At 73.3% G+C, this 22,543-nt stretch carries 21 protein-coding genes and 1 riboswitch; of the genes, 11 read left to right on the top strand and 10 right to left on the bottom strand.

Annotated features, from left to right (window positions below; genetic code table 11):
• Positions 1-53 precede the first annotated feature (53 nt).
• Together AB4030_RS01315 and AB4030_RS01320 are read right to left on the bottom strand one after the other, a co-directional pair.
• Positions 54-2,384, bottom strand: a complete 2,331-nt coding sequence (locus AB4030_RS01315) for an ATP-binding cassette domain-containing protein (RefSeq protein ID WP_442277366.1) — start codon at positions 2,382-2,384, stop codon at positions 54-56.
• 22 nt (positions 2,385-2,406) lie between these two features.
• Entirely contained in the window at positions 2,407-3,033 is a 627-nt protein-coding gene (locus tag AB4030_RS01320) for an ECF transporter S component (RefSeq protein ID WP_442277367.1), read from the bottom strand.
• Positions 3,034-3,121: 88 nt separating this feature from the next.
• Positions 3,122-3,237, bottom strand: a riboswitch (TPP riboswitch).
• Positions 3,238-3,309: 72 nt separating this feature from the next.
• Here AB4030_RS01320 and AB4030_RS01325 point away from each other — a divergent pair.
• Positions 3,310-3,774, top strand: coding sequence for a DUF4235 domain-containing protein (locus tag AB4030_RS01325; RefSeq protein WP_442277368.1), 465 nt, complete (start codon positions 3,310-3,312; stop codon positions 3,772-3,774).
• 136 nt (positions 3,775-3,910) lie between these two features.
• Entirely contained in the window at positions 3,911-6,628 is a 2,718-nt protein-coding gene (gene ppdK, locus AB4030_RS01330; RefSeq protein ID WP_442277369.1) for a pyruvate, phosphate dikinase, read from the top strand.
• Between the two features lie 108 nt (positions 6,629-6,736).
• On the opposite strand, the gene AB4030_RS01335 is transcribed toward ppdK, so the two are convergent.
• Positions 6,737-7,756, bottom strand: a complete 1,020-nt coding sequence (locus AB4030_RS01335) for a zinc-dependent alcohol dehydrogenase family protein (RefSeq protein ID WP_442277370.1) — start codon at positions 7,754-7,756, stop codon at positions 6,737-6,739.
• Positions 7,757-7,947: 191 nt separating this feature from the next.
• Here AB4030_RS01335 and AB4030_RS01340 point away from each other — a divergent pair, with 191 nt between their 5' ends.
• Together AB4030_RS01340 and AB4030_RS01345 are read left to right on the top strand one after the other, a co-directional pair.
• Entirely contained in the window at positions 7,948-8,472 is a 525-nt protein-coding gene (locus AB4030_RS01340) for a DUF1918 domain-containing protein (protein WP_442277371.1), read from the top strand.
• A gap of 328 nt (positions 8,473-8,800) precedes the next feature.
• A complete protein-coding gene (locus AB4030_RS01345; RefSeq protein WP_442277372.1) occupies positions 8,801-9,010 on the top strand; it encodes a DUF1918 domain-containing protein in 210 nt (69 codons plus the stop codon).
• On the opposite strand, the gene hutI is transcribed toward AB4030_RS01345, so the two are convergent.
• From hutI to AB4030_RS01360, 3 genes are read right to left on the bottom strand one after another with little or no spacing between them, the layout of a single operon-like run.
• A complete protein-coding gene (gene hutI, locus AB4030_RS01350) occupies positions 9,007-10,203 on the bottom strand; it encodes an imidazolonepropionase (protein ID WP_442277373.1) in 1,197 nt (398 codons plus the stop codon). The genes AB4030_RS01345 and hutI overlap by 4 nt on opposite strands.
• The gene (locus tag AB4030_RS01355) at positions 10,200-11,534 is read right to left on the bottom strand and encodes a formimidoylglutamate deiminase (RefSeq protein ID WP_442277374.1); all 1,335 of its coding nucleotides are present in this window, start codon (positions 11,532-11,534) and stop codon (positions 10,200-10,202) included. The genes hutI and AB4030_RS01355 overlap by 4 nt, the downstream gene beginning before the upstream one ends.
• Positions 11,531-12,793 carry an allantoate amidohydrolase gene (locus AB4030_RS01360; protein ID WP_442277375.1) on the bottom strand — a complete coding sequence of 421 codons (1,263 nt, stop codon included), beginning with the start codon at positions 12,791-12,793 and terminating at the stop codon, positions 11,531-11,533. Before AB4030_RS01360 ends, AB4030_RS01355 begins: the two co-directional genes overlap by 4 nt.
• Positions 12,794-12,846: 53 nt before the next feature.
• Here AB4030_RS01360 and AB4030_RS01365 point away from each other — a divergent pair, with 53 nt between their 5' ends.
• Positions 12,847-13,368, top strand: coding sequence for an aminoacyl-tRNA deacylase (locus tag AB4030_RS01365; protein WP_442277376.1), 522 nt, complete (start codon positions 12,847-12,849; stop codon positions 13,366-13,368).
• A gap of 139 nt (positions 13,369-13,507) precedes the next feature.
• Positions 13,508-13,885 (top strand): DUF3253 domain-containing protein, encoded by a 378-nt coding sequence (locus AB4030_RS01370; RefSeq protein ID WP_442277377.1) that lies wholly within the window; start codon positions 13,508-13,510, stop codon positions 13,883-13,885.
• 104 nt (positions 13,886-13,989) lie between these two features.
• Here AB4030_RS01370 and hutU read toward each other — a convergent pair whose 3' ends face one another.
• Positions 13,990-15,645 carry a urocanate hydratase gene (gene hutU, locus AB4030_RS01375; protein WP_442277378.1) on the bottom strand — a complete coding sequence of 552 codons (1,656 nt, stop codon included), beginning with the start codon at positions 15,643-15,645 and terminating at the stop codon, positions 13,990-13,992.
• 187 nt (positions 15,646-15,832) lie between these two features.
• Positions 15,833-17,422, bottom strand: a complete 1,590-nt coding sequence (gene hutH / locus AB4030_RS01380) for a histidine ammonia-lyase (RefSeq protein ID WP_442277379.1) — start codon at positions 17,420-17,422, stop codon at positions 15,833-15,835.
• Positions 17,423-17,483: 61 nt separating this feature from the next.
• Here hutH and AB4030_RS01385 point away from each other — a divergent pair, with 61 nt between their 5' ends.
• The 5 genes from AB4030_RS01385 to AB4030_RS01405 all read left to right on the top strand — a co-directional run bounded on the left by AB4030_RS01385 (position 17,484) and on the right by AB4030_RS01405 (position 21,586).
• Complete coding sequence (locus AB4030_RS01385; RefSeq protein ID WP_442277380.1) at positions 17,484-18,326, top strand: IclR family transcriptional regulator; 843 nt, start codon at positions 17,484-17,486, stop codon at positions 18,324-18,326.
• A 9-nt stretch (positions 18,327-18,335) separates the two neighbouring features.
• Entirely contained in the window at positions 18,336-19,052 is a 717-nt protein-coding gene (locus AB4030_RS01390; protein WP_442277381.1) for a Type 1 glutamine amidotransferase-like domain-containing protein, read from the top strand.
• A gap of 10 nt (positions 19,053-19,062) precedes the next feature.
• The gene (locus AB4030_RS01395; protein WP_442277382.1) at positions 19,063-20,040 is read left to right on the top strand and encodes an NAD(P)H-quinone oxidoreductase; all 978 of its coding nucleotides are present in this window, start codon (positions 19,063-19,065) and stop codon (positions 20,038-20,040) included.
• 213 nt (positions 20,041-20,253) lie between these two features.
• Positions 20,254-20,865 (top strand): hypothetical protein, encoded by a 612-nt coding sequence (locus AB4030_RS01400; RefSeq protein ID WP_442277383.1) that lies wholly within the window; start codon positions 20,254-20,256, stop codon positions 20,863-20,865.
• Between the two features lie 82 nt (positions 20,866-20,947).
• Entirely contained in the window at positions 20,948-21,586 is a 639-nt protein-coding gene (locus AB4030_RS01405; protein WP_442277384.1) for a proteasome activator, read from the top strand.
• Between the two features lie 37 nt (positions 21,587-21,623).
• Here AB4030_RS01405 and AB4030_RS01410 read toward each other — a convergent pair whose 3' ends face one another.
• Both AB4030_RS01410 and AB4030_RS01415 read right to left on the bottom strand, forming a co-directional pair.
• On the bottom strand, positions 21,624-22,307 hold the full coding sequence (locus tag AB4030_RS01410) for a histidine phosphatase family protein (protein ID WP_442277385.1): 684 nt from the start codon (positions 22,305-22,307) through the stop codon (positions 21,624-21,626).
• Between the two features lie 9 nt (positions 22,308-22,316).
• Positions 22,317-22,535 carry a hypothetical protein gene (locus AB4030_RS01415; RefSeq protein WP_442277386.1) on the bottom strand — a complete coding sequence of 73 codons (219 nt, stop codon included), beginning with the start codon at positions 22,533-22,535 and terminating at the stop codon, positions 22,317-22,319.
• Positions 22,536-22,543: the final 8 nt, after the last annotated feature.

The following is a 22,543-nucleotide window of genomic DNA, read 5'->3' on the forward strand; positions in this document are numbered from 1 at the left end:
GCGGCCCCTTCCTGTCGGGAGGTGTGCGCCGCCCATTGTGCCCCGCGAGGCACTCAGGGCAGCAGCAGCCGGGCCGCGACCGCCGCCGCGATGACGAGAAGACCGGCTCCGAGGGCCAGGGTGTCGGGCAGGCGCCACGGTGCCGCGCCCGCCCACGTGCGCCGCCGCGCCTCGGCGAAACCGCGCGCATCCATCGCCAGTGCCAGCGTCGACGCCTGGGCGAGCGCACCGACGAGCAGGCTGCCCGTGACGACGACCGCTTCCCGGCCCCGGGCCAGCGGGCCCCGGTCGGCCCGGATGCCGCGCACCCGGCGCGTCTTCATGAGCTCGCCCCACAGGGTGTCGAACGACTGGAGCCGCTGCAGGGCGGCCGTCGCCGCCACGACGGGCCGCGCCGGGAGCCGGAGTCGCTGCGCGAGGTGGTCGCCGAGAGCCTCGGGGTCGAGGAAGCCGACGACGAAGGCGGAGGGCACGAGCAGACAGAGCACGCGCAGCGCGGCACCCGAGGCGACCTCGAGGTCACGACCGCCGAGGAGCCACGCGGACCATGCGACGCCGACGACGGCGAGCGTGGCCGGCGCGAGTCGGGCCAGCACCCCGCGGATGCGCCCCTCGGGAGGGCGACCGGGGCCGGGGGCGAGGAGGCCCACGAGGCCGAGCACCAGCTCGACGGCGAGGACGGCCAGGCCCTGGCGCCACGTGTCGAGCAGCGCGGGCAGGGGCAGGACGCAGAGCGCCGACGCGAGCAGCGCGAGCGGGCCGACCCGGGCGAGCAGCGGCCGGCGCTCCGGCTCCGGGTCTGGTGCCGGCTGGGCGGGTGCCACGAGGTGGAGGACACGGTCGGCGTCGTCGACGACGCCGGGGTCGTGGGTCGTGACGACGACCGCCGCACCCTCGTCACGGGCCGCGGCCAAGACTCCCGAGACGGCGGCCCACGTCAGCCGGTCCTGCCCGACCGTGGGCTCGTCGGCGAGCACGAGCGCCGGGCCGTGCGCGACGGCGGAGGCCATCGCCAGGCGCCGCTGCTCGCCACCGGAGAGCTGGCGCGGGTCGGCGTCGGAGAGGTGGGCGAGCCCCAGCGCGGCGAGGAGGGCGTCGGCCCGGCGACCGGCGACGGCGGGGTCCTGGCCGAGGGCGAGCGGCGTCGTCAGGACGTCGTCACGCACGGTGCGACCGACGAGAGCGGTGGCAGCACGCTGCGGCACCCAGGCCACGACGCGCGCGAGGTCGGGCGAGGACCACTCGTGCGGGGGCATGAGCCGGTCGCGCGCGTCGGCTCGACCTCCCGATTCGGCCGGCGTGAGCGGTAGCGCGACGTCCACGGTGCCGCGCGCCGGGGCGGTCAGTCCGCCGAGCGCCGACATGAGCGAGGACTTGCCGGCGCCGCTCGGTCCGACGAGGGCGACCGAGCGGCCGGCCCGCGCCTCGAGGTCGGAACCGTCGACGGCCAGCGTCGTGCGCGAGCGCTGGCCGAGCCGCCGGCTGTGGTGCTCGACCCGGACGCCGGAAGCCGCCGCGACGAGGCGGCCCTGCGGCACCCGCCCGGCCGCGGCGTCCGGCGCGGGGTCGAGGACCAGCGCGAGGGGCTCGGGATCAGGGACGCCGGGGACCCAGATGCCCTGAGCCGCAAGCGATTCCCCGTGCTCGGCCAGGACTCGGCGAGGTTCGCCGTCCGCGACGACCGAGCCCGACGCGTCGAGAACGACGAGTCGGTCGATGTGGTCGAGCCACCCGTCGAGGCGGTGCTCGACGACGACGAGCGTGAGGGCGCGCCGCGCGACGACGTCGGCCACGACAGCCCGCACGTCGGCAGCGGTGGCGGCGTCGAGCATCGCCGTCGGCTCGTCGAGCAGCAGCACCGACGGCTCCAGGACGAGGGCACCGGCCAGCGCGAGCCGTTGGGACTCGCCGCCGCTCAGCGTCGCCGGCGAGCTGTCGGGGGACATGGTCAGGCCCACCTCGCGCAGCGCGGACTCGACGCGCCGCGGCATGTCATCGCGGGGCAGCGAGACGTTCTCCAGGCCGAAGGCGACGTCCCGACCGATGCTCGAGGCCACGACACCGGCGCCGGGATCCTGCAGGACGAGGCCGACCGAGCCCGGAACGTCCTGTGGCGCCTGACCGCCCACCGCCACGGTGCCCGACAGCTGGCCGGCGTCGGCCGTCAGCAGCAGGCCGGCGACGGCCCGCAGGAGGGTCGACTTGCCGGACCCGCTCGGCCCGGCGAGCAGCACGCGCTCGCCGGGCGCGATGGTGAGGTCGAGGCCGTCGAGGACCGGACGCGAGCGACCGAAGGGTCGCCACGTCAGGTCCCGGACGCGCACCTCGACGCCGCCGGTCGCCCGAGCTTGGCCTCGGCCACGTTCCTCTGCCCGCGTCGTCACCGGGGTGTCCACCGCGCGGCGGTCAGACGGCGCGCTGCTCACGGACCTCCTGGCCCGGCGGGAACGGGTTCAGCGCACCCGCGGCGGCGAGCAGCCGCGTCAGGCCGACGGCGAGGAGCGAGCCGAGGACCGCCACCGACGCACCGAGCAGGAGGAGGTAGGCGATCTTGTAGCCCCAGCCCCAGTCGGTCCAGTAGGAGTACCACTCGTAGACGGCCTCGAAGGCACCGCCGAGGAACCCGCCGAGCAGCAGCGGCGCCCAGCGGTACACGGCATACCCGAAGGCGGCGAAGCCGAGCTCCACGCCGAGGCCCTGGACGAGGCCGGACACGAGCGTGGCCAGACCCCACTGGGTGCCGATGAGCGCCGAGACGATAGCGGCGAGCAGCTCGGTGAAGACGGCCGCGCCGGGACGGCGGATGATGAGCATGCCGACGATGCCGGCCACGAGCCACGGCCAGTTGAAGAGGGCGCCGAGCGGCGGGAAGGCCGCCGAGACCGCGTTCGACGGGACGGCGTAGACCAGGCCCCACGCCCAGTACGCGACGCCGAAGGCGACGCCGAGGAAGGCGCAGGTGAGCAGGTCGATGGTGCGCCAGCGGGTCAGCGGCCCGCTCGCGGTGATGGTGGCGCTGGTGGTTCTGGACATGGTGTGTCTCCCGGGTTCCAGTGATGACAAGTGGATACCTGGGGGAAGCCAGCCGGACGGACACGTCGATGACGTATGCCGTGCGGTGGCCTGAGAAATACCGACTTCCTTCGCCGGTGCTAACCGGAGCAGGTTCGAGGGTCTGCGGCTCTGCCTTCGGGCTGCCGCACTCTCAGCGCGTGTTGCGCTCCCCTGTCGTGATGGGTGGTGGTGCTCTTCAGTTGTGGAGGTGACTCTACTCGTGAGTGCCAGCGGCAGCGTGGGTACAGTCAAGCCATGGCTTCCAAGGACACGAAGAAGGCTCTCGCGAAGGCCTCGGACAAGGCATCCGCGAAGGTCGACAAGACGCAGCACACCCCGGTCGGCGGTCCGGTCTGGAAGCTCCTCAGCGTGGGGACGACGATCATCGCGACCAAGCTCGCGACCGACGCCACGCAGAAGGGCTGGAAGCTCGCGACCGGCCGCAACGTGCCCGTCAAGGGCGACTTCGAGCGTGAGCGCACCCGGGACGTCATCCTCTTCACGGCCCTCTCCTCGATGGCCGTCGCCGCCGCCCGGGTCGCCGCCGAGCGCGGTGCGGCGACGTACTACCGACGCTCCACCGGCCACCTGCCCAAGGCGCTCGAGGACGACCAGGTGGACCCGACCGACAAGAAGGCCGCGAAGAAGCTCGACCGGGCGAAGGCCAAGGCGGAGAAGGCGACCCAGAAGGCCATCGACAAGGCCACCGGTCGCCGCTAGCTCCACCCGCGCCGCCCCAGCAGACCCCGCGCACGGGACCAAAGCCCCTGTCGCGCGCGTCGCCTTCCGCCGCACGCTCGAGGGACAGGCTGCGGCGCGCCCGCGCTCACGGCCCGCCGCGAGCCCTGGAGGAGCGATGACCACGACACCGGAGCGCACCGCACGGCGACCCCTCGTGCTGGAGCTGCACGAGGGCGACCGGACGATGGCAGGACTGTTGGGCGGCAAGGGCGCCGGACTGGCGGAGATGTCGCGGCTCGGCCTGCCCGTGCCCCCGGGGTTCATCATCACGACCGAGGCGTGCCGCGCGTGGCTGGCGGGGGGCGGCGAGCCCGACGGCCTGTGGGAGCAGATCGAGGCGGCGATGGTCGACCTCGAGCACCGCTCCGGCCTGCGCTTCGGAGACCCGGCCGCGCCGCTGCTCGTGTCGGTGCGGTCGGGAGCCCGGTTCTCGATGCCGGGGATGATGGAGACGGTCCTCGACGTCGGGATGACCGACTCGGTGGCGGCTGCTCTCGTCTCCCGCGGTGAGGACCGGTTCGCCTGGGACAGCTACCGCCGGCTGGTGCAGATGTACGGGCGCACCGTCCTCGGTGTCGACGGCACCCTCTTCGACGAGCAGCTGACGCGGTTGCGCCGGGAGACCGGGGCCGCCACCGATGCCGAGCTCGACGCCACCGCACTCGAACGGCTGACCGGCGTCTTCCGGCGGATCGTCCAGGAGCGCACCGGCGAGGACCTCCCGCAGGACCCACGCCAGCAGCTGCGCCGCGCGGTCGTTGCCGTCTTCGCGTCGTGGAACGGCGAGCGGGCGCGCCTCTACCGGGCCCACGAGGGCATCCCGGACGACCTGGGCACCGCCGTCAACGTCGTGCAGATGGTCTTCGGCAACCGTGGCGACCGCTCGGGGAGCGGCGTGTGCTTCACCCGGGACCCGGTCAGCGGCGCGCCCGGCGTCTTCGGTGACTACCTTCCCGACGCCCAGGGCGAGGACGTCGTCAGTGGGAGCCGGAGCCCCATGGACCTGTCCGAGCTCGGGCGCCGCGAGCCGGCCCTGCACGAGGAGCTGAGCGGGCACCTGCGCACGCTCGAGCAGCACTACCGCGACCTCTGCGACGTCGAGTTCACCGTCGAGCGGGGGCGACTGTGGATCCTGCAGACCCGCCTCGGCAAACGGAGCCCGGCAGCGGCCTTCCGCATCGCCGTCGAGCTCGTCGACGAGGGGGTCATCGACCTCGACGAGGCCCTGACCCGCGTCGACGGGACCCAGCTGCAGACCCTGCTGCACCCGACCTTCACGACCGAGGAGGGACTGACGCCGCTCGCCCACGGCCTCGCGGCGAGCCCCGGCGCGGCATACGGCCAGCTCGTGTTCGACTCGGCCACGGCGATGGCGTGGACGGCGCTCGGCCGCCAGGTCGTGCTGGCCCGTCCCGAGACGAGCCCCGACGACTTCGGTGGCCTCCTCGCCGCGCGTGCCGTGATCACCTCCCGTGGCGGGCTCACCTCGCACGCGGCCGTCGTGGCCCGCGGCCTCGGGCGCACGTGCGTCACCGGGGTCGAGGGTCTGCTCGTCGACCCCGTCGCCCGGATGGCCACCCTCCCGGGCGGGGTCAGCCTGCCCGAGGGCACCGTGGTGTCCGTCGACGGCACCACGGGCGAGGTGTATGCCGGCCAGCGCGACATCGAGCCCAGCCCGGTGTCGACAGCCATCAGCCAAGGCGTCTCGCACAGCCCCGACCGGACGGTCCGGGCCGTGCTGACCCTCCTCAGCCACGCCGACCTGAGGCGCCAGCTCGGCGTCATGGCGAACGCCGAGACCCCCGAGGAGGCCCGAGCAGCAAGGTGTTTCGGCGCCGAGGGCATCGGGCTGTGCCGCACCGAGCACATGCTCCTCGGTGCCCGACGGGTGCTCGTCGAGCGTCTCGTCACCGACGACGACCGAGAAGGCGCCCTCGCCGAGATCGAGGCGCTCGCGCTGACCGAGTTCACCGCGCTCCTCGAGGCGATGGAGGGCCTGCCGGTGGTGGTGCGGCTGCTCGACCCGCCCATGCACGAGTTCCTCCCCGACCTCGTCGAGCTGTCGGTCGCTGCGGCCCTCGCCGACGAGCGGGGCACCCTCGACGCGGCCCTCGAGCGACGGCTGTCGACGACCCGCCGGTGGCACGAGTCGAACCCGATGCTCGGCCTGCGTGGCGTGCGGCTGCTCACCGTGCTGCCGCAGATCATCGACGCGCAGGTGCGAGCCCTGGTTGAGGCCACCATCACGTTGCGGGCCGGCGGCCACGACGTGCGGCCCGAGCTCATGGTCCCCCTCGTCGCCGACGTCGCCGAGCTGACGGCGGCGCGCGAACGGATGGAGGGGATCGTGGCCGACGTCGCCAGCGCCCACGACACCTCGCTGCACCTGCCCATCGGCGTCATGGTGGAGCTGCCGCGCGCGGCGCTGACGGCGGCTGCCCTCGCCGAGCACGCCGACTTCTTCTCGTTCGGCACGAACGACCTGACCCAGACGAGCTGGGGCATGTCGCGCGACGACGCCGAGGCCAACTTCCTCGCGGCCTACCGCGAGGCGGGGATCCTCGCGACCGACCCCTTCAAGACCCTCGACGAGGCCGGTGTGGGCGCCCTCGTCGAGCTGGCCGCGCGTGACGGTCGCCGCGCCCGACCCGGGCTGGGGCTCGGGGCGTGCGGGGAGCACGCCGGGGACCCGGCGTCGATCGGGTTCTTCGCCCGCACGGGCCTGGACTACCTGTCCTGCTCGCCCCCGCGCATCCCGGTCGTGCGGCTCGAGGCCGGCCGTCAGGCCGTGCTCCTCGCCGGGGCCTCGCCATCGACGTCGGACACGCGATGAGGGGTAACGCCGAGAGTCCGCTGAGCGGCCGCTGAGCCGGCACCATCCGGCGTGCTCCCACCGGATGGTGCCCCAGCGGCGGGCTGGGAGGTCGTCGACCGGGGCGGTTCAACCGCCGGGCGCCGGTACGAGCACCGCGGCGCCGCGGACGCGCCCGGCCTCCAGGTCGACCAGCGCACGGTCCGCCTCGTCCATCGGCACCGCGGTCGTGGCGACCCGAAGGCCCAGGCGCTCGGCCAGCAGCAGGAACTCCTCGCCGTCGTGCCTGGTGTTGCTCGTGACACTGCGCAGCGACCGCTCGCGGAAGAGGTGGCGCTGGTAGTCGAGCACGGGGACGTCGCTGAGGTGGATGCCGGCCACGGCGAGGGTCCCCCCGGGACCCAAGGCCTCGAGAGCGACCGGAACCAGCTCGCCGACCGGCGCGAAGAGGATGGCCGCGTCGAGCGGCACCGGGGGCGCGTCGTGCGGACCGCCGACCGAGGCCGCTCCGAGCTCCGCAGCCAGGGCGCGAGCCTCGGCGCCACGCGTCAGCACGTGCACCTCGGCGCCCTGGGCTACGGCGACCTGCGCCGTCAGGTGGGCGCTCGCGCCGAAGCCGTAGATGCCGAGCCGACCACCGGGTGGCAGCTCAGCCCGTCGCAGCGACCGGTAGCCGATGATGCCGGCGCAGAGCAGCGGCGCCGCCTCGACGTCCTCGAACGAGGCCGGGACCCGGTAGGTGTACGCCTCAGGTGCCACGGCATACTCCGCGTAGCCGCCGTCGGCGTCCCATCCGGTGTAGCGCGAGGCGGCGCAGAGGTTCTCGCGTCCCGAACGGCACCACCGACACGAGCCGCACGTGGCCCGCAACCACGCGACACCCACCCGGTCCCCCGGCACGAAACGATGGGCTCCGTCGCCGACGAGGGCGACCTCGCCCACCACCTCGTGGCCGGGCACGAGGTGGTGCCGGTGCCGCGCCAGGTCTCCCGTGACGACGTGCAGGTCGGTGCGGCACACCCCACAGGCCCGGACGTGGACCAGGACCTCGCCCGGGCCGGGCTGCGGGATGGGCAGCTCGGTCCGGACGAGCGGGTGCCTGCGCAGCGGTCCCGGCTCATCGACGACCCACGCCTGCATGGTGCTCATGGCGCCTCCCTCGGGTCGTCGGCCGGGCGGGCGCACGACCTGTCCCGATCCCAGCCCCGTATCGGGCGCCGGCGCAAGGGCCCAAGGTCCCACGACAGGGCCCGACCGGCCCACGAGTCGGAGCCCTTCGGCCCTGAGTGCGCGCCCACGACAGGTGCTGTCCTGATCTGAGACCGACCGAGGAGGCCATCGTGAGAGCACATGTCGGAGACCGCATCGTCCTTGCGGCAGAGCACATCGACGAGCCCACCCGGGACGGGGAGGTGCTCGAGGTCCGCGGAGCCGACGGGGGTCCGCCCTTCGTGGTGCGGTGGGCGGACGGCCACACCGGCCTGATCTACCCGGGGCCGGGATCGGTGCTCCACCTCGGCGTGCCCGGTGACGAGAAGGCCGCGACACCCGAGCCGGCCCCGGCGCCGACGGGTCCCGAGGAACGCTCGCAGACCCTCCACCTGCGCGAGTGGCAGGTCCGTGTCTCGTTGCTCGAGTCCGGGGACGACACGAGCGCCACCGTCGTGCTCGTCGCCGACCCCCCGGACCGCCTCAGTGCCAAGGGGACGAGCCACCGCTCCTCTGACGACGCGGCGTCGCGTCGGATCGGGGACGAGATCGCCGTCGCCCGCGCGTTGCGCCACCTGGCGGACCAGCTCGTCGGGGAGGCGGAGCGGGACATCGAGGAACGCACGGGCGAGGAGGCGCACGTCAGGCCGATGTGACCGATCCCCGACACATTCCTGCGACCACTGCGGCCACCAGCCGCGCTCGTCCGGAGCGGCCTCCCCGGGCAGGTCCACGCGCCGCCGACCGACGACCGTCGGTGGGCCAAAACGGCGGACTAGGCGCGTCGTCGCGGCGTGTCGCGGCGTCCGGTCGACCAATGGTCGTCCGTCGGCGGCGGGGGACGGCCCGGACGGCATACGCGAGCAGTTCGACTGATGACTCGAGACCCGCAACTCGGCGGCGTCTTGTCGCAGGAAGGCCTTCCGGGCCGAGGCTCGAGGTGGTGTCCTTGGAGGGATCAGAGCCCACGCGAGGAGGTGTGCCATGCAGGCACAGGTCGGTGACCGCATCACGATGGCCGCGGAACACGTCGGTCAGAGCACGCGCGAGGGCGTCATCCGGGAGGTGAAGGGCGAGGGCGGCGCTCCCCCCTACGTCGTCGAGTGGGCCGACGGCCACACCGGATTGATCCACCCGGGTCCGGGCTCGGTGCTGCGCTGCCAGCACCCCGACGACGAGCCGGCGACCAGCTAGAGCTCGAGCGCGCGGACGATCGGCACCCCGGCCCGGTAGGCGAGGTGCAGGTGGCTCGGCGCGTCGAGAACGGCCAGCTCGGCCGGCTGTCCCGGCGCGACGCGTCGGTCGAGGCCGAGCGAGCGCGCCGAGACGGCGGTGGCGGCATGCAGCGCCTCGGCCGGGGTCAGGCCCATCTCGCGCACGGCGAGCGCGATGGCAAACGGGATCGACGACGAGTAGCAGGTGCCGGGGTTGCAGTCGCTCGCGAGCGCCACGTCGACGCCGGCGTCGATGAGCGCCCGCCCGTCGGGGTAGGGCGAGCGGGTCGAGAACTCGACCCCGGGCAGCAGCGTCGCGACCGTGGTCCCGCGCGCAGCGACGAGCGCCTCGACGTCGGAGTCGTCGAGGTAGGTGCAGTGGTCGACGCTGCGGGCCCCGAGCTCGCAGGCGAGCCGGACGCCGGGGCCGTGGCCGAGCTGGTTGCCGTGGACGCGCAGGGCGAGACCCGCGGCGCGGCCGGCCTCGAGGATCGTGCGCGCCTCGTCGCCGTCGAAGGCGTGCGCCGAGTGCGGCTCGCAGAAGACGTCGATGCTCTCGGCCAGCGCGGTCGGTCCGTCGGCGACGACCGCGCCGAGCATCGGCCCCGTCACGAGGTCGACGTATGCGGCCCGCTGCGTCGCGTACTCCCGTGGCACGACGTGCGCGCCGAGGAAGGTCGTGTGCGGGGTGAGCTCGCGGGCGATGCGGAGGCTGCGCAGCTCGTCGTCGAGGGTCAGTCCGTAGCCGCTCTTGATCTCGACCGTCGTCGTGCCCTGGGCACGCATCTCGGCGACGCGGGCGGTGACGAGGGCACGCAGGTCGTCGTCGCTCGCGGCGCGCGTCGCCGCGACCGAGACGGCGATGCCGCCCCCGTCGTAGGGCGTGCCCGTCATCCGCGCGGCGAACTCGGCAGAGCGGTCACCGGCGAAGACGAGGTGCGTGTGCGAGTCGACGAAACCGGGGATGACGGCGCGACCCCCGAGGTCACGGCGCTCGTCGGCGTCGGGCGCCTCGGCGGCGGGTCCGACCCACTCGACCTCACCGCCGTCGGAGACGACGAGCGCGGCGTCGCGGACGATGCCGAGGAGGGCGTCGCCGGGGTCGGCGTGACCGTCGCCCCGAGCCGGGTCGTTCGTCGTCAGCTCCGCGATGCCCGTGAGGAGCAGGCTCACGCCGGGACCCCTCCGGCGACCCGGTCGATGGCGCTGACGAGCAGGCGGCCGACGTCGCCCATCCGGTGGCGGCCGTCGCTGACGACGACGTCCCCACCGACGACGACGGTCGAGACGTCGGAGGCCACGCAGGCGTAGATGATCTGGTCGTGCGCGGCACCCGCCGTGTTGACGGTGTCGGTGCGCACCGTGACGAAGTCGGCGAGCGCCCCCTTGCTCAGGTGGCCCCCGTCGGACCAGCCGAGGGACCGGTAGCCGTTGAACGAGGCCGCGAGGAGCAGGTCGTCGGCCGAGAAGCGGTCGCGTTCGTTGGTGACGAGCCGCTCGTGCATCTCGAGCCCGCGCAGCTCCTCGAACGGGTCGATGACGACGTGCTGGTCCGAGCCCAGCGAGAGCGGGCTGCCTGCGTCGTGCAGGGCGCGGGCCGGTCCGATGCCGTCGGCGAGGTCACGCTCGGTCGTCGGGCAGAAGCACGCGCCGGTGCCCGTGCCACCGAGGAGCTCGATGTCACGGTCCTCGAGGTGCGTGGCGTGCACCGCCGTCGAGTGGGCGCCGAGAGCGCCTGCCTCGTCGAGCAGCTGCGTCGGGCTCGCGCCGTAGAACATCTGGCACGCGAGGTTCTCGCCGTGCTGCTCCGACAGGTGCACGTGGAGCGGCAGGCCGCCCGCGGCCTCGACGACCTTCGGCAGGTCCGCCCGCTTGACCGCGCGGACCGAGTGGATCGCCGCACCGAGCCGCACCCGGTCCGTCTCGTGACGGCGCGCGGACATGCGCTCCGCCCACGCCTCGACCGAGCCGTCGCTGAACCGGCGCTGGCCGGGGTGGAGCTCGACGTGGCCGCCGCCGTTGAGGCCGCCCTCCAGGTAGCACGTGTCGAGCAGCGTGAGGCGGATGCCGGCCTCGTCGGCCGCCTGGCGCACCGCGAGACCCATGGCGTTCGGATCGCGGTACGGGTGCCCGCCGGGACGGTGGTGGACGTAGTGGAACTCCCCCACGACCGTGATGCCGGCCTGCACCATCTCGGCGAAGACGGCCCGCGCCAGCGCGAAGTACGTGTCGGGGTTGAGCTGCTCCGCGGCGGCATACATCTGCTCGCGCCAGCTCCAGAAGTTGCCGCCGCTGCCGTTGACGCGGCCGCGCAGGGCGCGGTGGAAGGCGTGGCTGTGGGCGTTGGCCATGCCGGGCAGCGTCACGCCGGCGAGGCGGATGTCGTCAGGCTGCGGGTCCGCGTCGACGAGGACGTCCTTGAACAGGCCGTCCTGCGCCACGAGGCGGACCCGGCGCGCGAGTCCCCCTGTCAGCCAAGCACTCTCGCACCAGAAGGTCGTCATCGTGCCTCGCTCATCGACTCGGGGTCCTTCCCTGTGCACAGCTCGGTCACGACGGCGGTGAGGGCCGTGACCCCATGGTGGCAGTCCTCGGTGCTCGCGAACTCGTCCGGAGAGTGTGAAACACCTGTGGGGTTGCGGACGAAGAGCATCGCGCTCGGCACCCCGTGCGTCGCGAGAACGCCCGCGTCGTGCCCCGCGCCCGTGCCGAGCAGCGGCGCGTCGGGGAGTATGCCGTGCAGCCGCTCCACGAGTCGCGTGTCGAAGGTCGTCGTCGGGGTCCACGACTCCTCGCTCGTCGTTGCGCCGAGGCGAGCGGCCTCGGACGACACGCCGTCCACGACCGCATGGACGGCCTCCTCGCTCTGACCGCGGGCGTCCAGCCAGGCCGTGACGTGGCTCGCGATCGCGTTGACGCCGCCCGGGACCACGGCCACCTTGCCGACGGTGGCCACGCAACCGAGCCCCACGGCATACGACCGCGCCGCCTGGATGACGTCGGCGAGGCCGACCATGGCGTCGCGACGGTCCTCGATGCGGGTGGTGCCGGCGTGGTTGGCCTCGCCGGGGATGTCGATGCGCCACCGACCGTGCGGCCAGATGTCGGTGCCGAGGGCGACCGCGCGGGACGGGTCGGTGAGGTCGTCGCCGCCGTCGCGCGCGAGCGCGAGGGCCTTGCCCTGCTCGACGTGCAGCTCGACGAAGCGTCCGATGCGCCGCACGGCGTCGTCGTCGCGGCCCAGGGTCTCGGGGTCACGCCCGGCTCTGCGCCACGCGTCGGCCATCGAGACGCCGTCGGCGTCGGTCAGCGACCGGGCCCGGTCGGCGTCGAGGGCACCGGTGATGATGCGGGATCCCGCGCAGGCGATGCCGAAGCGGGCGCCCTCCTCGTCGACGAAGTTGACGACACCGAGGGGCATGTCGGGCTCGACGCCCGCCTCGCGCAGCGCGTCGACGGTGGCGAGGGCACTGACGACCCCGAGGGGGCCGTCGAAGGCGCCACCGTCCGGCACGGAGTCGAGGTGCGAGCCGACGACCACGCCGGGCGTCGTGTCGGGGTCACCCCACCAGCCCCACTGGTTGCCGGCGCGGTCCTCGACGAGGTCCAGACCACGGGCCGTGCACTCGGCGGCGAACCACTCACGCAGGTCGTGGTCGGTGCGGGTCCAGGCGTAGCGGCGGTAGCCGTTCGTCGCCGCCTGGCGGCCCACCGGCTCGAGGTCGGCCCACATCCGGTCGAAGCTCGTCGTCACGTCGATCACTTCCCCTCACGCGGCCGGGCTGCGGACCCGGACCGGTAACTAGGCTGCGTGGCATGGACTCCGACCGCGATGAAGCCGAGCGTAGTGACTCGGGCGAGATCCGCACGCCGGCGGTCGAGGCCGTCCTCGCGGCGGGTATCGAGCACACCGTGACCAGGCACGGCCGCGTCTCGAGCCTCGAGGAGGCGGCCGCCGCCCGAGGCATCGAGCCGCGGGACCTCATCAAGACCCTCGTCGTGCGTCGCGCCGAGGACGACCACGTCTTCGTCCTCGTGCCTGGTGATCGCACGTTCTCGTGGGCCAAGGTCCGGGCCCTGCTCGGCACGAACCGCATCTCGATGCCCGACGCGGAGGCCGCCAAGGCGGTCACGGGCTACGAGCGCGGCACCATCACCCCGTTCGGCTCGGCCACCCGGCTGCCGGTCATCGCCGACAGCCACCTCGTGGGGCGCCGCATCTCGATCGGTGGCGGCGCTCACGGTGTCGGCCTGACGGTGCAGGGCGACGACGTCATCCGCCTCTTCGACGCCACGGTGGCCGACATCTCCGACGAGGAGACCCGCAAGACCCCCTGACCTCTGCACCGTCGAGAGGCCACGTGTGGCCGCCCCTCGCCCGTCGAGAGGCCACGTGTGGCCGCCTCCCCACCGTCGAAAGGCCACGTTCGGCCGCCTCCCGACCGTCGAGAGGCCACGATGCTCCAGACTGGTCCCCATGTCCCGAGCCCCGCTGCCCACCAAACCGTGCGCGCGCTGCGGCCGCACCATCACCTGGCGCAAGGCGTGGGCCCGCGACTGGGACTCCGTGCGCTGGTGCTCCGACAGCTGCCGCAAGCACGGCCTGACCCCGGTCGACATCGAGCTCGAGGACTCGCTCGAGTCGCTGCTCGACGCCCGGGCGCGCGACTCCTCGGTCTGCCCGAGCGAGGCCGCACGTGCCGTCGGCGGCGACGACTGGCGCGAGCTCATGGAGCCGGCCCGCTCGGCTGCCCGGCGACTCGTCGGCGCCGGCCGCGCCGAGATCACGCAGGGTGGCCAGGTCATCGACCCGGACCACGCGAAGGGCCCGATCCGGGTCCGCCGCCCCCGCTGACGCGCCTGACCCGATCGACCTGGCTGAACCTCCGCGGTTCGAGGTATTCCGCGGTCGCGGGTGACCGCGGAATACCTCGAACCCGGGGTTGACGGCATACGCCCTCAGCCCTCCTGCATGGGGATGCGGACGCCGCGCTCGTGCGCGACCCGGTCGGCGATGTCGTAGCCCGCGTCGACGTGGCGGATGACGCCCATCCCGGGGTCGTTCGTCAGGACGCGGGCGAGCTTCTGCGCCGCGAGGTCGGTGCCGTCGGCGAGGGAGACCTGCCCGGCGTGCAGGCTGCGGCCGATGCCGACGCCGCCGCCGTGGTGGATCGAGACCCAGTTGGCGCCCGAGCTCGTGTTGACGAGGGCGTTGAGCAGCGGCCAGTCGGCGATGGCGTCGGAGCCGTCGGCCATCGCCTCGGTCTCGCGATACGGGGAGGCGACCGAGCCCGAGTCCAGGTGGTCCCGACCGATGACGATGGGGGCGCTCACCTCCCCGGTGCGGACGAGCTCGTTGAAGGCGAGACCCGCCTTGTCGCGCTCGCCGTAGCCCAGCCAACAGATGCGAGCAGGCAGGCCCTGGAAGGCGATTCGCTCCTGCGCGCCGCGGATCCACTTGTGCAGGCGGTCGTTGTCGGGGAAGAGGTCGAGCACCGCCTTGTCCGTGGCCACGATGTCGCGCGGGTCGCCCGAGAGCGCGGCCCAGCGGAACGGGCCCTTGCCCTCGCAGAAGAGCGGACGGATGTAGGCCGGCACGAAGCCGGGGAACTCGAAGGCGCGGTCGTAGCCACCCTGACGGGCCTCGTCGCGGATCGAGTTGCCGTAGTCGAAGACCTCGGCGCCGGCGTCCTGGAACTCGACCATCGCCTTGACGTGCTTGGCCATCGAGGCGCGGGCCCGGTCGGTGAAGTCCTCGGGCTTCTTCTCGGCGTAGTCGGCCCAGTCCTCGAGCGCGACCCCCTCGGGCAGGTAGGACAGCGGGTCGTGGGCCGACGTCTGGTCGGTGACGATGTCGATCTCGACACCGCGGCGGAGCAGCTCGGGGAAGACCTCGGCCGCGTTGCCGACGACGCCCACCGACCAGCCGCGACGCTCGCGCTTGGCGGCGAGCGCCTTGTCGATCGCGTCGTCGAGGTTGTCGGCCACCTCGTCGAGGTAGCGGTGCTCGACGCGGCGGTGCAGCCGCGCCGGGTCGACGTCGACGATGAGGCACGCGCCCTCGTTCATCGTGACGGCGAGCGGCTGGGCGCCGCCCATCCCACCGCAGCCACCCGTCAGGGTCAGCGTGCCGGCGAGCGTGCCGCCGAAGCGCTTCTCGGCGACCGCGGCGAAGGTCTCGTAGGTGCCCTGGACGATGCCCTGGGTGCCGATGTAGATCCACGAGCCGGCCGTCATCTGGCCGTACATCGTCAGCCCGAGGTGCTCGAGCCGGCGAAACTCCGGCCACGTGGCCCAGTCGCCGACGAGGTTGCTGTTGGCGATGAGCACGCGCGGAGCCCACTCGTGCGTCTGCATGACCCCGACGGGGCGGCCCGACTGCACGAGCATCGTCTCGTCCTGCTTGAGGGTGGTCAGCGTGCGGACCATCGCGTCGAAGGACTTCCAGTCGCGCGCTGCCCGCCCGGTGCCGCCGTAGACGACGAGGTCGTCCGGCCGCTCGGCCACCTCGGGGTCGAGGTTGTTCATGAGCATCCGCAGCGGGGCCTCGGTGGCCCACGACTGAGCCGTCAGGGTCGTCCCACGCGCCGCGCGGACGGGTCGTGCACCTTCCATGTCACTCTCCTTCGAGTGGAAAACCGTTGGTATGCCGTGTGCTTCAGCGTTCGTGTGCCGTCCGCTTCACCCGTCGAAAGGCCACTTCTTGCCGCCTCTCGCCGATCGAAAGGCCAGCCCGTGCGGCCTCTTGTGGCCACTCGACCCGCCGCAGGCGGCCACACGTGGCCTTTCGACGGTGGGGGGGTCAGCGGAGGGGGCCGGTGACGGACTCGGCCGCGGCGAGGACGTCACCGTCGGCAACGGCCGCGCAGGCCCCCTCGATGTCCGGGGCGAGGAACCGGTCCGGGCCGGGCGCGACGTTCGCGCGCGCCCCCAGTGCGGCGATGACCGCCGCCGTGGCCGCGGCCGGCTCGAGCGGGGCCCGCAGCTGGATGCCGCGCGCCGCCGTCAGCACCTCGATGGCGAGGACGCGGGCGAGCGCGTCGACCGAGCGGCGCAGCTTGCGGGCGCCCGACCACCCCATCGAGACGTGGTCCTCCTGCATGGCCGAGCTCGGGATCGAGTCGACCGACGCAGGTACGGCCAGGCGCTTCATCTCCGAGACCATCGCGGCCTGCGTGTACTGCGCGATCATCAGGCCCGAGTCGACGCCGGGGTCGGCGGCCAGGAAGGGCGGGAGGCCGTGGTTCCTGGCCTGGTCGAGGAAGCGGTCGGTGCGACGCTCGGCCATCGACGCGACGTCGGCCGCGACGATGGCGAGGAAGTCGAGGACGTAGGCGACGGGAGCGCCGTGGAAGTTGCCGTTGGACTCGACGCGTCCGTCAGGTGTCACGACCGGGTTGTCGACGGCCGATGCCAGCTCGGCGGCGGCCACGCGGGCGGCGTGCTCGACCGTGTCGCGGGCCCCGCCGTGCACCTGCGGAGCACAGCGCAGGGAGTAGGCGTCCTGCACCCTCGTGCACTCCTCGGTGCGGTGCGATTCGCGGATCGGCGAGCCGGCCATGACCGCAAGGATGTTCGCAGCCGAGGCGCCTTGGCCCACCTGGGGCCGCAGTGCGTGCAGGTCGGCGGCGAAGACGTCGTCGGTGCCGAGCAGGCCCTCGACGCTCATCGCGGCCGAGACGTCGGCGACCTTGAGCAGGTGGCGCAGGTCGTGGATGGCCAGGACGAGCATGCCGAGCATGCCGTCGGTGCCGTTGATGAGAGCCAGGCCCTCCTTCTCCGCCAGCACCACGGGCTCGATCCCGTTGTCACGCAGAGCGGTTGCCGCGTCGGTGAGGGTGCCGTCGGCGAGGCGCACCGGCCCCTCGCCCATGACGGCGAGCGCGCAGTGCGACAGGGGCGCGAGGTCGCCGGAGCAGCCGAGCGAGCCGTACTCGTGCACGACGGGAGTGATGCCGGCACTGAGCAGCGCGGCATACGCCCGGGCCGTCTCGAGGCGCACGCCCGTGCGGCCGGTGGCCAGCGTCGAGAGGCGCAGGAGCATGAGCGCGCGCACGACCTCGCGCTCGACCTCGGGGCCGGCGCCGGCGGCGTGCGAGCGCACGAGCGAGCGCTGCAGCTGGGCACGCAGCGCCGTCGGGATGTGGCGCGTGGCGAGGGCCCCGAAGCCGGTGGAGACGCCGTAGTGCGGCACGGTGTCCTCGGCAAGGGCCTCGATGACCGTACGGCTGTGGGAGATCTCGGCCTCGGCCTCGGCGGAGAGCTCGACCCGGGCGCCGTGGCGGGCGACCGCGACGACGTCCTCGAGGGCGAGCGGGCCGGTGCCGACCGTGACGGTGTCGGCGGCCTTGTCGGTGACCGGGCCGGCGACGGAGGCGGATGCTGCGTTCATGGATCCATCGAACCTCCGAACGACTGGCGCGACGGTCATCGGAGGAGGACAATTGTCTCGGATGCGAGACGTCGTCGATCGCGGACAGGAGGTGGCCCACGTGTCCAACGCCCCGGCGGCCGCCCACGCCCTCGACGTCCTCGAGCACCTCTCCCGCCACGCCGAGCCGCTGCCCGCCGCGTCCATCGCGCGCGACCTCGGCCTGCCCCGCAGCTCGGTCTACCACCTGCTCAAGGTGCTGCACAGTCGTGGCTACGTCACCCACTACGTGGAGGAGCGCCGGTTCGGGCTCGGCCAGGCGGCCTACGAGCTCGGGTCGGCCTACCAGCGGCAGGCCCCCCTGGCGCGGGTGGCCCGTGCGGCGATGCGGCGGCTCGTCGACCAGTGCGGACGCAACGCCCACTTCGCCACGCTGGACGGCCGGGACGTCATCTACCTGCTCGAGGAGCGCGCCCCGGGACAGCCGATGCTCGTCACCGACGTCGGCGTCCGCCTGCCCGCCCACCTCACCGCCAGCGGGCTCGCCATGCTGTCCGCGCTCCCCGCGACGCAGGTGCGGGCGCTCTACCCCGACCGCGCAGCCTTCGTGCAGCGCAGCGGCGGTGGCCCGAGGTCGCTCGCAGAGCTGCGTGGCGTCCTCGCGCGGACGCGGGCCGACGGCTACGCGCGCGAGGAGGGCACCGTCACCACCGACCTGTCCTCGGTGGCGGTCCCCGTGCTCGACCGCGCCGGTCGGCCGCTCGCCGCGATCGCCCTGACGCTGCGCACCGCCGACGCCGGCCCCGAGCACGTGACCGAGCTCGTGGGCCGGGCGCGCCTCGCCGCGGACGACATCGCGCGCCGCCTCAGCCCCAACGCGAACGCCACCCGTCGACGCCCACCGCCGGGACCGGGCATCTCCTAGGTTGGCGTCATGGACGTCCACCTCATCGGCGGCGGCTGGGACGACGCCCTCGCCCCCGCGCTCTACGGAGACTTCGTCGCCGCCGCGGCCCGCCACGCCGGCGCCGCCCCGCGCATCCTGCTCGTCGTGATGGGCACCGACGCCGAGTCGCTCGACTACCACGCGAAGTACGTCCACACCCTCGGGCTCGTCGGCGGGCACGAGCTCGTGGTGCAGCGGGTGCCCGAGGGGTCGGCGCTCGACCCGTCCGCGCTCGACGGAGTCGACGGGCTCTTCGTCGGCGGCGGCCCGACGCCGGAGTACCACGCATCGCTCACGGGCTCCTATGCCCGCATCCGCTCCCGCGTCGCCGAGGGTATGCCGTATGCCGGGTTCTCCGCGGGCGCTGCCATCGCGGGCTCGCACGCCGTGATCGGCGGGTGGCGCATCGACGGGGTGCCGGTCTGCCCGGAGGACAGCAACGAGGACCTCGATCCCGTGACGGTGGTGGAGGGGCTCGGGTTCGTCGAGGGCGCCGTCGACGTGCACGCCGCCCGGTGGGGCAACCTCTCACGTGCGGTCGCCGTCGTCGCGGCCGGGCTGGCGCCGAGCGCGGTGGCGATCGACGAAGGCACGCGACTCGGGCCGGGCGGTCGGGTCGTCGGCGCCGGGAACGTGTGGCACGTCACTCCGGACGCGTCGTCCCCGACAGCGGCCTCCGTGCGCGCCGAGGCCGCAGGTCAATAGGCTCAGACCCATGCGCGCCATCACGATCCCGGAGCCCGGAGACGCCGACAGCCTCGTCCTCGACGAGGTGCCCGACCCCGAGGTGCGGGCCGGCCAGGTGCTCATCGACGTCGTCGCCGCAGGCGTCAACCGCGCCGACGTCATGCAGCGGATGGGCCACTACCCGCCGCCACCCGGCGCGTCGGACTACCCCGGCCTCGAGGTGAGCGGACGCATCGCGGCGCTCGGTGAGGGCGTCGAGGGCTGGCAGATGGGCGACGAGGTGTGCGCCCTCATCGACGGCGGGGGCTACGCCGAGCGCGTCGTGGCGCCGGCCGAGCAGGTGCTGCCGGTGCCCCGCGGCGTGTCGCTCGTCGATGCCGCAGGGCTGCCCGAGGTGGCGTGCACCGTCTGGTCCAACGTCTTCCTCGTCGCCAACATCCAGCCGGGACAGGTGCTCCTCGTCCACGGCGGCAGCTCCGGGATCGGCACCATGGCGATCCAGCTCGGCAAGGCGGTCGGCGCCCACGTGGCCGTCACGGCCGGCAGCCAGGCCAAGCTCGACGTGTGTCGCGACCTCGGCGCCGAGTTCCTCGTCAACTACCGCGAGGAGGACTTCGTCGAGCGCATCCGTGAGCTGACGAAGGGTCACGGCGCCGACGTCATCCTCGACAACATGGGCGCGAAGTACCTCGCCCGCAACGTCGAGGCTCTCGCCATCAGCGGGCGGCTCGTGACGATCGGGCTCATGGGCGGCCGCAAGGGTGAGCTCGACATGGGCATGCTCCTGGCCAAGCGCGCGGCCGTCATCGCGACGTCGCTGCGGGCCCGTCCAGCGACCGAGAAGGCCGCCATCGTCGCTGCCGTCCGTGAGCACGTGTGGCCGCTCATCGAGTCCGGCGCCGTCAAGCCCGTCGTCCAATCGCGCCACCCCCTCGAGCACGCTGCCGAGGCGCACCGCGAGATGGAGGCTTCCGGCCACATCGGCAAGATCCTCCTCACCACCTGACGCTCCTCGTCCTCCCCGTCCGCCCGAGCGGTCGAGCGGCCGAGCGGCCGAGCGGCCGAGCGGCCGAGCGGCCGAGCGGCCGAGCGGCCGAGTCCGGCGGAACGATCCGTCCGTGTCGGACTCGTCCGGTGACGCACCGGCGCGACCGGGCGTACCGTCGGTCGATGGGCCGCTTCGGTCCGGAGCGGCCCCCGATCCCACGGGAGGTTCACGGTGTTCATCCAGGTCATCCAGGGTCGGTGCACCGACGCCGACGCACTCCACCGGCAGATGGACCGGTGGACCCAGGAGCTCGAGCCCGGCGCGACGGGCTGGCTGGGCGGGACGTACGGACTCACCGACGACGGCGAGTTCGTCGGAGTGGTCCGGTTCGACTCCCGGGCATCGGCCGAGGCCAACTCGGCCCGCCCAGAGCAGGGCGCGTGGTGGGAGGAGACGGCGCGTCTCTTCGACGGGGAGGCCAGCTTCCACGACTGCGACGATGTCACGATGATGCTCGACGGCGGCAGCGACCAGGCCGGCTTCGTCCAGGTCATCCAGGGCCGGCTCAGCGACGCCGATCGCTTCCGGCACGCGATGGCGGAGCCGATGGACATGCTCCACGAGGCGCGTCCGGACATCATCGGCGGCACCGTCGCCATCGACGCCGACGGCTTCTTCACCCAGACGATGGCGTTCCGGACCGAAGCCGAGGCACGCGAGGGCGAGCACAAGAGCCCACCGCCGGACGCCCAGCGAATGATGGACGAGATGAACTCGATGATGAGCGACGTCAGCTACCACGACCTGCACCACCCGTGGTTCGCCACGGCCGGGGCGCACTGACGCGACAAGCCGACGGACCTGGAGCCCGGGCGACCCGACGGGGGACGCCCGGGCTCCGGCCCGTTGCGGCAGGATGGGGCGCATGAGCGACGACGCGAGCCGACAGGGACAGCGCCCAGACACCGACCCCAACGGCGACGAACCGCGCATCGTCGTCGTGACGCAAGACGGCATGGGCGTGGCCGACCCGTCGGGCGACGAGCGACGGCCCGAGCACGAGGACGGCCACACCGGGTCGCGCGCCGAGGAGCGCCGCGAGCGCGAGCGCACCAACCCGGCCGACCTCGTCGAGGAGCCGGCCAAGGTGATGCGCATCGGCTCGATGATCAAGCAGCTGCTGGAGGAGGTCCGCAACGCCCCGCTCGACGAGGCCGGGCGCCGCCGCCTCGCCGACGTGCACCACCGCTCCATCGAGGAGCTCAAGGACGGCCTCGCACCCGAGCTCGTCGCCGAGCTCGACCGGATCGCCCTGCCCTTCCGCGACGACTCCCCGACCGATGCTGAGCTGCGCATCGCCCAGGCCCAGCTCGTCGGCTGGCTCGAGGGGCTCTTCCACGGCATCCAGACCGCGCTCGTCGCGCAGCAGATGGCGGCGCAGCAGCAGCTCCAGCAGATGCGCGCCCTGCCGCCCGGCCCCGGCGCCTCCTACGGCATGCCTCCCGGCCTGCAGCCGGGCGAGCACCACCCGGGCGAGTCGGGACCCACGGGCCAGTACCTCTAGGTCGACCCTGCCCGGCGCGTATGCCGTGTGGTGACGGTCAGAGCCAGCTGGAGCGCTCGCGCTCGGTCGGCACGACGCTCGTGTCCCACTGCGTGAAGGGCGCCTCGAGCCGGTAGTGGAAGTCCTTCTGCCGCAGCAGGACCACGGGCTGGGCGTTCCCCGGGTTGTCGAGCGACTCGAAGTACTCGATGCTCCACTGGAACCACCGCATGCAGAAGAGCCGCATCGTCAGGCCGTGAGTCACGATGACGACGTTGCGGGGCGCGGTCGGGCTCTCGAAGTTGCGGTGCATCGACTCGAGGAACGTCGACACCCGGTCGTAGACGTCGGAGCCGGACTCACCGTGGCTGAACCGGTAGTAGAAGTGGCCGTAGCGGTCGCGCTCCGCCTTCTGCTCGGCGATGTCGACGGGGTCCTGGAAGTTGGCCCAGTCCTGCTCCCGCAGGCGCGGCTCGACCCGCACGTCCCGCTCGGCGACCGGCAGTGCGAGCGCCTCGAGGGTCTGCCGGGTGCGGAGGTAGGGCGAGACGTAGACCTCGGCGGTCTCGCCGTCGAGCACCTCCCGGATGGCGACGCCCGTCTGGCGCGCCTGCTCGAAACCCTTGGGCGTCAGACTGATCCGGTGGTCCGGGACCCGCTCGTAGACGGTGTCGTCGAGGTTGCCCTCGGACTCCCCGTGCCGCACGAGGATGATCCGGTTCGGTCGGTGCTCGAGGCTCACCCGGCCACACTACGGTCGCTCGCGCCGCACCGGCGCGCGCCGCCCCGGTCGGCCACGCGCGGCCCACGGGGCGACGAGCAGCACGAGCCATGCAAAGCCGACGACGAAGCTCGCGACGAGGATGACGACCCCGGCCGACCCGCCGAGGAGACGCTCGCCGAAGACGAGCAGGACGGCATACGCCACCCCCACCGCGACGACGATGACCCTGCGTCGAGCCGACGCCATGACTCCTC

Origin of the sequence: Terrabacter sp. 2YAF2, from assembly GCF_052114705.1 — a bacterium.
GTDB lineage: Bacteria > Actinomycetota > Actinomycetes > Actinomycetales > Dermatophilaceae > Terrabacter.